Here is a 13,452-nt window from a genome sequence, read left to right on the forward strand (position 1 = left end):
TAATATTCACTTAATTGAATAGGATTCTGGTACTGGGAACATACATTTTATTTGATTATGATTTTTTTACTGTAATCTCCTTTTGAAGTTTTCAGTTTTACGATGTATATACCTGAACTTAAATTTTTGATTGGAATTTGAATTCTGGTTTGATTTTCATTTTTCACATCCCAATTTGCCACAGCTTGTCCTAATATATTAAAGAGACGCACCTCGTTCACGTTTGAATCAAGAGCTTTATTTTGAATAATTAAGACTTTATAATTATTGGAATATAAAACTATAAGTCCGTCATTTAAATTATTCTCATCAACATCAAGTGTTTTGTTTGTAAATCGAAGCGAGAAACGGTTTCTATACTCGCCAACGGCTAATGAAATTGTAAAATCACTAGTACGAATGTCATGATAAATGCCCGTTATGTTATCATGGATGTAAATTTGAGTTGTACCAGATATGTTTTCAAGAGCATCAATTTTTATTTTGATTTTGCCTTCGGTTCCTACAGTAAGTCCTAAAGGGATTACTTGATTTTCATTAAAATCAGTAACTGCTTGAATCACATATTCAATATTATTAATTTCCCAAAACATATCATTTACACTCAAATCAAACATTGGAGCATCATAACCGATGTCGAACATTGCGGTTGTGTTACTATCGGCTCCAAGTAATAGTTGTCGGTGCGCACCAATTGAAGAGTCAAAACCGAGTCTGATTTTTGATCTCGTTTCAGTTTCAACATCTGAACCTTTTGCACTTGATTTTGTTGTTCCAATCGTTTTCATAAAGAGCGAGTTTCCTGCACTTTCTTTGACAAATACTCGTTGGCTATTTTTAAAAATTAAATTGCCACCATCAACTGTTGTTGGAATCATCGTTCCTGATAGGTCAGAGTCTAAATAGGCATCAACAAAAAATCCTTGTGCTACGGGAATGTATCGTTCCGGTACTTTTGTACCAGCTCCAGTTCCAGTCAAAGAACTGTCAGCAATACCGGCAACTCCTCCCATTAAGGTATAGGTAGCATAACCACCTTCATATTCAGCTAAATAGTGATTATTGGATAAACCAAAATGATCCCAAAAATAAAGTGCGCCATTAAAAACATTTTTGCCTAGTGCATTTCTAGCAGCTAAGTTGTCTCTTATGAATTCGTCGGCGTCAAGCGCTGATGGGTAAGGATTTCCTACTAAGTACGTTTGGTCATAAGGTAAAGATAATGTAATAGTCCCTGAATTAGGTTTTCCTACAAAGACATAGTTTTGTAGTGCTGTGATTGGAGCAATACCACCGGTTCCTTTCATAGTATACGCTTCTCCAGTTTTTATCAGACCGGTACTGCCAACATATTTCCATTGATGATAATCATTTAAATCTGTATTCGAATTTAGTGTTTGTGAATTGTAAGACCATAACCAGCGGTTACTAATTTTTATAGGACTTGAAACTACATCTGCAAAAAATGCACCGTCATCAAAATTGATACTATTCGGAATTAAAGAATCCGTTCCATCTTTTAGAATATTTGCAATTGCATATAGTGAATTATTTAAACCTCCTTGAATACTTACCGGTGATGACCAATAGTTGTAATTGAAACTGTTTTTTTGACCTTGTTGATCTCGTTCAATATATCCTGAACTAGCTTCATCTAAAATACTGTCATCGTATTGAGATGCTGAATATCTCTTTTGTACCAGTTGTGATTGGCCTACAAGATCAATATTGCCATTCAATAATAAATAAAGGGTAATCCATAAACCTTGACCGTCATTATTTTCAATTGGATTAGTTACAACAGGATCAGCCATTGTTAATTTTCCGGCAGTTGAAAGTAAACCTAATACTGTAATGTCTTTATTTCCAGAATTAATGTTATGTGATATTTGTACAATATTCCAATCAATTGGAGTACTATTATCAACTCCTAAGCTATTTGGTGCATCCCAAACATTAAAGTGTGTCCAAGTAGTATCTGTACTCCAATCTTGACCATTAACTCTTGAAGTATATGGTATTGGAGCGGTTTGATCTTGTATGCTGGTAATATTTCTTAACTTACCTATGGCAGTTCCTTTTGTTGGATTGAGATAACCACAACTAATGGAGCTCATTTGGTAATAGCCTAATAAATCGGCTGTCCATGATAATCCGTTTACATCTACAGGAACGATTACTCCTGCAACGGTAGCTCCGTTGCTTTTAATTTCCTGATTCATAATTTGATGCAATTGTTCTGGAGTTAATGCTTTATTCCAAATTCGGAGTTCATCCATCCATCCATTAAAATAGCTTATAGGTTGGCTTCCAGATTTATTCATCGCTCCTAAAATACAATCAAAGTCATTAGTTGCTGGTAATGATCCTGATGCATTTTTCACTTCAACACCATCAATATATAATCGATACGTTGTACCACTCAAAGTAACTGCAATATGATACCATCTGCTTGTACTAATGCCATAATTAGAGGCAACGGTTCCTGTTCCATTCCAATTAAATGAAATTTTGTCTCCTATCAATTTCAAATCATAACCTGTAGCCAGATTATTAGAATCGCGTTTAGAAAAGATGGTTTGTGTCCCCGTTACTGAATTGGGTTTTACCCAAACCTCGATACTAAATGGAGCTGTGAAATCATAATTATCTTTGAAGGTTATATTGTCATTTGTACCGTCGAAATTGATTGTAGAACAATCAGTTAAAACAACGGTAACATCATCTGAACACCCGGCAGCTGTCCAAGTTAATACATAAGTTCCAGCATCACCGGTAAACGTAGCATTAGGGTCGGTATCATTTGGAAAAAAGGTTGCTATATTACAAGGGCTTATTGCAGTACTGGATTTAATGGTCCATTTTCCAGTGGCACCAGTACCTATAGCAGTATCGGTTACATAATTATTGTCCCAAGCTCCTTTTGCTATATTTTGCGCAGCAGTAAGCCTATTGTCATAAGCATTAAGAGTTACCGTATTATTACCACAATCTGTAGCTGGAATTGCAAGATCTTTCCCAGCATAAGAAAAGTTTACATTAACGGTTACAAATTCAGTTCCGTCTATTCCTGAACTTCTACATCCATTAATTAAAGTTGTGACACCGTAAACTTGAACCCCTGGTGAAACAGGTGTTATATTCACCGTATTTATTGTTGAAATTATATTTCCTTCTTCATCAGTCCATTCAATTGTTTGATTTGGTGGTGCATCCGGAAATTTAAAATTATCTAAAGCCCAAGCACTATTTGTATTGGCGCCTATAAAAGTGAATTTTACTCTCAATTGTGTTTGGCCTATATAATTTTGTAAATCGAAAGAAGTATTGTCATTCGCAAAGGTATTAAAGAGGGCCGATTGAGCCGGTCCGGTAATATCTTGTAATGTAACAGTGTAACTTGCACCACCGTTAAGTGAAAGTTCAATGAGTATGCGGTCTCCAGCCAATAATTTATAGGCCTGGTCAAATCCAAATGAAAAGGTTGTTAAACCTAATGAATTAAATATAGGTGTTTGTAAGGTTGTGGTTAACGGACCATTCGCAATTGCGAATTTTGGATCACCAGAATCATAAATTATTCCGCCTGGAAAAGGATGTGGGTTTGTACCTGACCAATGGTTAGAATTCGTGTTATTGGCAGATGCGGTGTAACCTCCAGGAGAACCATCTACTAGCCAACCTCTCGGGTCTTGCGTATTTAATTGTCCTGTTTGAAAATCACCGCCTTGCAAAAATTGGCCTGTACCATAACTACTTTGGGATGTAAATAAAGAAGAACTTCCCAAGCATAAAGTTGAAGGTGATGCCGATACAGGATCTGGTTTGATATTTGGCGGAATGACATTTACATATGCTATAGCTGAATATGCCAAGCCACAAGCTCCACTATCAAGTACTGCTCTGTACAATGTTGTTTGGCTGATATTTGTAAAATTATTTGTAGCACTTATGTTTGCAATAGGCACCCATGTTACGCCTCCATTAGTAGTGTATTCCCATCGTACTATATTCCCAACAAAACCACTTAAAGTAAGTGTACCACTACCTAAGTGGCAGGCAGTAATTAAATTGCTTATTATTGTGGGAGTAGCACTAAAATAACCAGTTATTGAACCACCAATCGTTACCGGATTAATTGTTATTACTTGAGAATGTGTTACCGCTACACAACCACCAGATGCTGCAATAGTATTGGTAACTGTATATGTCCCTGCGGTACTCGCTGCCAAATTGATTGCTCCTGTTGAGGAATTAATAGACAATCCTGCAGGTGTCGCGCTAAATACTCCTGCAACTCCACCTCCCGTATAAGTTAACAATGGATTCGTAGCACTCTTGCAAAAAGTTGCAGAACCATAATTGAACGTAGCAACAGGAAGCGGATTAATAGTAACCGATGTTGTTACTGCTATGATAGCACAACCTCCAGAAGCTGGAATTCGATAGGTTACAGTATAAGTGCCTGGAGTACTAGTACTAGGTGTTATTGCTCCTGTAGTCGCATTAATTGTTAGTCCACTTGGAGCAGAATAGGTTCCTCCGGTATAGGCATTTGTTCCCGTTAAATTTACTGCTTGTGCGCTATTTATCGAATTGCAAAAAGGAGTTCCTGCATAGCTGATAGATGCTGTTGGAATTGGAGTTATCGTAACACTTGTAGTTGTTGAAACTGGAGCACAACCTCCAATAGTAGGGCCGGTGTAAGTTACAGTATAAGTTCCAGCCGAACTTGTACTAGGAGTTATTGCTCCAGTAGTTGTATTAATCGATAATCCACTTGGAGCAGAATAAGTTCCCCCAGTATAGGCATTTGTTCCAGTTAAATTTACTGCTTGAGCACTACTTAATGAATTACAAAAAGGAGTTCCTGTATAACTGATAGTTGCAGTTGGAATTGGAGTAATCGTCACACTTGTAGTTGCTGAAGCAGGCGCACAGCCTCCAGTGGCAGGACCAGTGTAAGTTATTGTATATGTCCCTGCTGTGCTTGTACTAGGTATAATTGCTCCAGTAGTTGCGTTAATTGATAATCCACTTGGAGCAGAATAGGTTCCTCCTGTATAGGCATTTGTGCCACTTAAATTTACCGCTTGAGCACTACTTGATGAATTACAAAAAGGAGTTCCGGTATAACTGATAGTTGCCGTTGGAATTGGAGTTATCATAACTGTTGTTGTCGCCGTTACAGGCGCACAAATTCCAGTAACGGGGGTTGTGTATGTTATAGTATAAGTACCTGCGCTACTTGTACTAGGAGTTATTGCTCCAGTTGAGGTATCTAAACTTAATGTTGGTCCCCCAGAAACAACTGAGTAGGAGTAAGTGCCTCCAGTGAAGGCATTTGTTCCTGTTCTTGTTACAGGTTGAGCAACGGTATTATTTTTACAAAATGGATTTCCTGTATAACTAATTGATACTGTCGGAATTTGTGTTACCATTAATGTTGCTATTGCTGATTGTACAGAGGAGCATGTATAACCAGCTGGCCCTGAAATTACTACATCGTAGTTTGCAGCATCTCCTGATGCAATAGAATTGATTGTTAAAGTTGAAGCTGTTTGTCCAATAATATTTGAACCATTTTTTCTCCATTGATACGATAAAGGATCTCCGTTTGCATCAGCAACTACGGTAAATGTAACATTAGAACCATTGCATAGTGATTGTGAAACAGGTTGAGAAGATACTATAATCGCTTGATCTACATTCAATGTTCTTTGTGCAGAAGTAACTGCAGCACAAGGTGATGCTCCGTTAATAACTACATAATAACTACCATCATCGCTTAAACTTGCTTGGTTGAAATTAAGATTAGCAGATTGCGCACCCGAGATATTAGCTGAATTAACTATTGCTGTACCAGTAGGAGCAGTACCTTTATACCATTGATACGTTAAGCCATCACCAATTGCAACTACACTTAGACTTGCAGGAAAACTGGCACATATACTTGTATTCGAAGGTTGATTTGTAATTGCAACTACTTTTTTAATAGTTAAAATGATATTTGCGGTTATCGCTGTACATGGACCAGCCGGGTCATTAGTAGAATATGTTAAAGTAACTGTGCCTGAATTAATATCAGTTGCACTTGGGCTATAAATTGCAGTTGGTGTATTGTTATTAAATGTACCAGTTCCGCTTGTACTCCAAGTAGCCGAAGAAGCACCACCTCCAAATGAACCCGCCATCGTAGCTGTAGTATTTGAGCAGATAGTTTGATTTATTCCAGCACTTACGGTTGAAGCTTCATTCACAGTAATCGTTCTAGTAGCACTTACGGTTGTACAGGAGGTTAATGCATTTGTGGTAAGAGTCAGCGTAACAGTTCCACTGAAATTAGCAGCAGGAGTATAAGTAATGGCCGCAGGATTTACCGTTTGAGCTGTACTGCTTAAAGTCCCTCCTCCGGAAGTGATTGACCATGCTCCGGTTGTAGCTCCACCACCTATACTTGCACCAGAAAGTGTAATCGCAGACGGTATTGCTGATTGACAAACAGTTACAGTTCCTCCAGCATTTACAGTTGGAGTAGCATTTATAGTAATGGTTTTTATAGCACTTATGACTGAACAGCCACTTAGAGCATTTGTAGTAAGAGTAAGAGTGACAGTTCCACTGAAATTTGCCGCGGGAGTATAAGTAACAGTCGAAGGAGTAGTAGTTTGGGCTGTATCGCTCAATGACCCACCTCCCGAAGTAATAGACCATGCTCCAGTTGTAGCTCCGCCACCAATACTTGCACCCGATAATGTAATCGCAGACGGTGTTGGAGATTGACAAACAATATCAGGACTTCCAGCATTTACCGTTGGAGCGGTATTTATAGTGATGGTTCTGGTTGCACTTATTACAGAACACCCAGTTGGAGCATTTGTAGTAAGAGTCAACGTGACTGTACCGCTGAAATTTGCAGCAGGAGTGTAAGTAACAGTCGCAGGAGTCGCAGTTTGGGCTGTACTACTTAATAATCCACCTCCCGAAGTGATAGACCATGCTCCGGTTGTAGCTCCACCACCAACGGTTGCACCAATTAGTGTAATTGCTGATGGTGTTCCCGATTGGCAAACAGTATTAGGACCTCCAGCGTTCACAGTTGGCGTAGCATTGACAGTTATAGTTCTAGTTGTACTTATAGCTGAACATGCAGTAAGTGCATTTGTAGTAAGAGTCAAGGTAACGGTTCCGCTAAAATTTGCAGCAGGAGTATAGGTAACAGTTGCAGGAGTCGCAGTTTGAAGGGTACTGCTTAAAGTTCCTCCACCAGAAGTAATAGACCATGCTCCAGTTGTGGCACCTCCGCCAACAGTTGCACCAGTTAATGTAATTGCAGATGGTGTTGAAGATTGACAAACAATATCAGAGCCTCCAGCATTTACCGTTGACGCAGCATTTATAGTGATGGTTCTAGTTGTACTTACTGGAGAACATGCAGTTGGTGCATTTGTGGTAAGGGTCAATGTTACCACCCCACTGAAATTCGCGGCAGGTGTATAGGTAACTGTTGCAGGAGTTGCGGTTTGGAGGGTACTACTTAATGATCCACCTCCTGAAGTAATAGACCATGCCCCGGTTGTAGCTCCGCCACCAATAGTTGCTCCAGTTAATGTAATTGCTGATGGTGAAGCTGATTGACAAACAATATCAGCTCCTCCAGCATTTACCGTTGGAGTTGCATTCACGGTAATAGTTCTTGTTGCGCTTACTGGAGAACATGCTGTTGGTGCATTTGTAGTAAGAGTCAAGATAACTGTTCCGCTGAAATTTGCAGCAGGAGTATAGGTAACGGTTGCTGGAGTTGCAGTTTGTGCTGTACTACTTAATAATCCGCCACCTGAGGTTATAGACCATGCTCCAGTTGTGGCTCCTCCGCCAAGGGTTGCTCCGGATAATGTAATGGGTGAAGGAGAAGGTGATTGACAAACCACATTAGTCCCACCAGCATTTACGGTTGGAGCTGTATTTACAGTGACAGTTGCAGTTCCTGAAACAGTTTGGATACATGTTGGAGTTGAAGAATAGGAAACACTTGTTAATGTATAGATTGTGTTTGAAGTCAATGCCGCTGTTGTCAATGTAGCTGTTCCACTTGCTCCAATATTTATTGTTGATGAACCGGCAACACCCGAAACGGTATAATTTAGAGTTGTATTAGGAGTTGCATTGAATGTTATATTAGATGTAGATCCATTACAGATTGGATTTGCTCCAGTTACACTAATGTTGGCTGTAGGAGTAGGAAGAACTGTGATAATCATTTCATCTGATACTACCGGGCAATCAACAGTTGTTTGATTACTAACAATTCTTATTGTAATGTTTCCAGAGGTGAAACCTGGAGGAAGAGTGTAAGTGCTTGACAATGAGTTAGGCGAATTAATAGTACCGGTAGTAACTACCCAATCCCATTCATTTTGGTTATTAATTACACCACTAATTAAACCTTCTAAAGTTATTGGAGGTGTTCCTGAACAAACTATTCGGTCAATTCCTGCAGATACTCCTCCATTAGTATTGACATCTACTTGCAAGATACTTGGAGAGCTATTTCCGCAAACATTGGTAGCAATTACTGAGACAAAACCACTTGATGCATTATTAGGTACTTGTACTATTATTGAAGTCGTTCCTTGACCACTTGTTATGCTCCAGTTTGTTGGTACAGTCCAAACATAACTGTTGGCATTAGAAACGGCAGCTATTGAGTATGTTAGTGTTTTAGTTGGACAGATTACGGTTACTCCATTAATAAGTCCTGGTGTAGCTGGGATTGCAGTATTTACAGAAACTGCAAAAGTTTGAGCACCACTTGTTCCACATGAATTATTAGCAGTTACAGTAATATTTCCAGCAACTGCAGTTCCTGATGTTGAAACAGTAATTGTATTTGTATTTGTACCTGATGTAATATTCCAACCTGACGGTAAAGTCCATGTATACGATGAAGCATTTGCAACAGCGGATATACTATAAACAAGCCCTGTTCTGCTTATACATTGTTCTATAGAGCCACTTATTGCTCCCGGCATTGCTGGTGCAGCTGGACTTACGGTTACAGCCAAAGTTCTTGCTAAACTCGTTCCGCAGCTATTTGTTGCAGTAACACTAATAGTTCCATTTTGGCCTGTACTACCTGATGTTACAGTTATTGAATTTGTTCCAGCACCTGCAGTTATTGACCATCCAGTTGGAACTGTCCAAGTATAAGTCGTCGCATTAGGAACGGCTGTTATACTATACGTTAATCCAATAATTGCCGGACATACAGTCGATATTCCAGCAATTAATCCTGGTGTTACTGGTGTTGCCGGACTTACGGTTACTCCAAGAGTATTAGCTAAACTCGTTCCGCAGCTATTTGTTGCTGTGACACTAATAGTTCCATTTTGACCCGCAGTACCAGATGTTACAGTAATAGAATTTGTTCCTGTACCTCCGGTTATTGTCCATCCAGTTGGTACTGTCCAAGTATACGATGAAGCATTTGCAACAGCAGCAATACTATATGTTTGTCCTGTTAATGCAGGACATTGTGTAACAGTTCCTGATATTGCTCCTGGTGTTGCTGGTGTTGCTGGACTTACGGTTACAGCCAAAGTTCTTGCTGAACTTGTTCCACAGCTATTTGTTGCAGTAACGCTGATAGTTCCATTCTGGCCTGTACTACCTGATGTTACAGTGATAGAATTTGTTCCTGTGCCTGCAGTAATTGACCATCCAGTTGGAACTGTCCAAGTATAACTTGTGGCATTAGTAACTGCTGTTATACTATATGTTAATCCAATAATTGCCGGACATACAGTCGGTGTTCCAGCAATTAATCCTGGTGTTACTGGTGTTGCCGGACTTACGGTTACTCCAAGAGAACTAGCTGAACTCGTTCCACAACTATTTGTTGCAGTAACACTAATAGTTCCATTTTGGCCTGTACTACCTGATGTTACAGTAATAGAATTAGTTCCTGTACCTGTAGTTATAGACCATCCAGTTGGTACTATCCAGTTATACGTTGTAGCATTTGCTACAGCAGCAATACTATAAGTTTGCCCTGTTAATGCCGGACATTGTGCTCCAGTTCCGGTTATTACTCCTGGTGTTGCTGGAGTTGCTGGACTTACAGTTACAGCCAAAGTTCTTGCTGAACTTGTTCCACAGCTATTTGTTGCAGTGACGCTAATGTTTCCGTTTTGACCTGTATTACCAGATGTTACAGTAATAGAATTTGTTCCTGTACCTGCAGTAATTGACCATCCTGTTGGAACTGTCCAAGTATAAGTTGTAGTATTAGGAACTGCTGTTATACTATATATTTGTCCTGTTAATGCGGGACATTGTGTAACAGTTCCCGTTATTGCTCCTGGAGTTGTTGGCGTTGCTGGACTTACAGTAACTGCTAAAGAGGCAGAAGCACTTGTACCGCAACTATTTCCAGCGGTAACACTTATGTTTCCATTCTGTCCTGCGCTTCCAGATGTTACAGTAACAGAATTTGTTCCTACGCCTGCAGTTATTGACCATCCAGTCGGAATTGACCAAGTATAACTTGTTGCGTTGGTTACTGCAACAACGCTATACGTTAATCCTGAAATGCCAGGACACACCGTTGATGTTCCTGAGATTACTCCAGGAGTTGCTGGTGTAGCGGGATTAACTGTAATTGGAATACTGTTGCTTATATCAGTTATTGGCGATACGCAAATAGCATTTGATGTTAGTCTAACAGTTACTATATCACCATCAGCAAGTAATGAAGTAGAAAAACTAGGACTATTTGTGCCAGTATTAATACCATTAATCATCCATTGATAAGAAGGAGTTGTACCTCCATTTGTTGCCAAAGCAGAAAAAGTTACTGAGTTGCCTGGGCAAATTGTTGTAGCGGAAGCTGATATGCTAACAGATGGTACAACAACATCATTTACAGTCATTGTAATTAAATTACTGGTAACTGGAGAAGTGCAAGCAGTACTTGAAGTTAGCACAACGGTTACTTTATCGGTATTCATAAGAGATGTAGAAGTAAATGTTGGAATATTGGTTCCAACGTTTATACCATTTACTTTCCATTGATAAGAAGGAGTAGCTCCACCATTAACAGGAGTAGCTGTAAAAGTAACTGAGATTCCTGCGCAGATGTTATTTCCTGGATTTACTGCAATTGATACAGTTGGTAACGGATTCACAATTACGGTGTATGTTGCTGTTTGAGTTTGTGGTGCGCAGGCATTATTACTAGTTACCGTCATTGTCAAAGTAACAGAAGTTCCTGCATCGGTAGCAGTTGGTGTATAAGTGGGCGTTAGTGTTGTAGCTCCTGCGGTAATTGTTCCTGCCCCGTTTTCAGTCCATAGGATTGTTCCGTTTGTAGCAGAAGCACCACTTACGGTTGCCGTTGCATTCGAACAAATAGTTTGTGTTCCACCAGCAGTTGCAGTTGGTAACGGATTTACAATTACTGTATATGTTGCCGTTTGAGTTTGTGGTGAGCAGGTATTGTTGCTGGTTACCGTCATTGTCAAAGTAACAGAATTTCCTGCATCGGCAGCAGTTGGTGTATAAGTTGGCGTTAGTGTTGTAGCTCCTGCAGTTATAGTTCCTGCCCCGTTTTCAGTCCATAGGATTGTTCCGTTTGTAGCTGAAGCACCACTTATGGTTGCCGTTGCATTCGAACAAATGGTTTGTGATCCTCCGGCAATTGCTATTGGTAACGGATTTACAAGTATTGTGTATGTTGCCGTTTGAGTTTGTGGCGCGCAGGCATTGTTGCTGGTTACAGTCATTGTCAAAGTAACAGAGGTTCCCGCATCGGCAGCAGTTGGTGTATAAGTTGGCGTTAGTGTTGTAGCGCCTGCGGTAATAGTTCCTGCTCCGTTTTCAGTCCATAGGATTGTTCCGTTTGTAGCAGAAGCACCACTTACCGTTGCCGTTGCATTCGAACAAATAGTTTGTGTTCCACCAGCAGTTGCAGTTGGTAACGGATTTACAATTACTGTATATGTTGCCGTTTGAGTTTGTGGTGCGCAGGTATTGTTGCTGGTTACCGTCATTGTCAAAGTAACAGAATTTCCTGCATCGGCAGCAGTTGGTGTATAAGTTGGCGTTAGTGTTGTAGCTCCTGCGGTAATTGTTCCTGCCCCGTTTTCAGTCCATACGATTGTTCCGTTTGTAGCAGAAGCACCACTTACGGTTGCCGTTGCATTCGAACAAATGGTTTGTGTTCCACCAGCAGTTGCAGTTGGTAACGGATTTACAATTACTGTGTATATTGCCGTTTGAGTTTGTGGTGCGCAGGTATTGTTGCTGGTTACCGTCATTGTCAAAGTAACAGAATTTCCTGCATCGGCAGCAGTTGGTGTATAAGTTGGCGTTAGTGTTGTAGCTCCTGCGGTAATTGTTCCTGCCCCGTTTTCAGTCCATACGATTGTTCCGTTTGTAGCAGAAGCACCACTTACGGTTGCCGTTGCATTCGAACAAATGGTTTGTGTTCCACCAGCAGTTGCAGTTGGTAACGGATTTACAATTACTGTGTATATTGCCGTTTGAGTTTGTGGCGCGCAGGTATTGTTGCTGGTTACCGTCATTGTCAAAGTAACAGAGGTTCCCGCATCGGCAGCAGTTGGTGTATAAGTGGGCGTTAGTGTTGTAGCGCCTGCGGTAATAGTTCCTGCTCCGTTTTCAGTCCATAGGATTGTTCCGTTTGTAACAGAAGCCCCACTTACGGTTGCCGTTGCATTCGAGCAAATAGTTTGTGATCCTCCGGCAATTGCTATTGGCAAAGGATTCACAATTACTGTGTATGTTGCCGTTTGAGTTTGTGGTGCGCAGGCATTGTTGCTGGTTACGGTCATTGTCAAAGTAACAGAAGTTCCTGCATCGGCAGCAGTTGGTGTATAAGTAGGCGTTAGTGTTGTAGCTCCTGCGGTTATATTTCCTGCTCCGTTTTCAGTCCATAGGATTGTTCCGTTTGTAGCAGAAGCCCCACTTATCGTTGCCGTTGCATTCGAACAAATGGTTTGTGTTCCTCCGGCAGCTGCAGTTGGTGGTGAATCTACTGTAAAAATACCGGTACTCGTAGCAGTTCCTAAAAGGGTAACTACTGAAATAAATCCAGTTGAGGTACTTGCGCTCAGTATTGCAGTTATTTGGGAGTCATTATCGACAGTAAAAGAAGTCGCAGCCACACCATTAAAGGTGACCGAAGTCGCTCCGGTAAAATTATTTCCAGTTATGATAACTGAATCGCCAGAATTATTACAGGCGTTAATTGGATTAAAACTCGATATGGATTGGGCAGAACTATCAATACAGAACAGAAAAGCAATCAGAAAAAACAAAAGAGAAGTTTTCGAATTTATTAATACAAGAAATGAATTTATATGTAATTGAGAGTAGTTTTTTTTCATAATAGGCACACTTTTTAATCAAACAATTAATGATTTTGTAAATCGG

General features: G+C 40.1%; 1 protein-coding gene. It reads right to left on the reverse strand.

Annotated elements, in window-relative coordinates:
• Positions 1–47: 47 nt before the first annotated feature.
• Positions 48–13,406 carry a LamG-like jellyroll fold domain-containing protein gene (locus C8C87_RS03320; RefSeq protein ID WP_121341132.1) on the reverse strand — a complete coding sequence of 4,453 codons (13,359 nt, stop codon included), beginning with the start codon at positions 13,404–13,406 and terminating at the stop codon, positions 48–50.
• Positions 13,407–13,452: the final 46 nt, after the last annotated feature.

Origin of the sequence: Flavobacterium sp. 120, assembly GCF_003633605.1 — a bacterium.
Classification (GTDB): domain Bacteria; phylum Bacteroidota; class Bacteroidia; order Flavobacteriales; family Flavobacteriaceae; genus Flavobacterium; species Flavobacterium algoritolerans.

Coding starts and splice junctions, on each gene's coding strand:
- C8C87_RS03320 (WP_121341132.1), bottom strand. CDS start 13,406: ATGAAAAAAAACTACTCTCAATTACATATAAATTCATTTCTTGTATTA.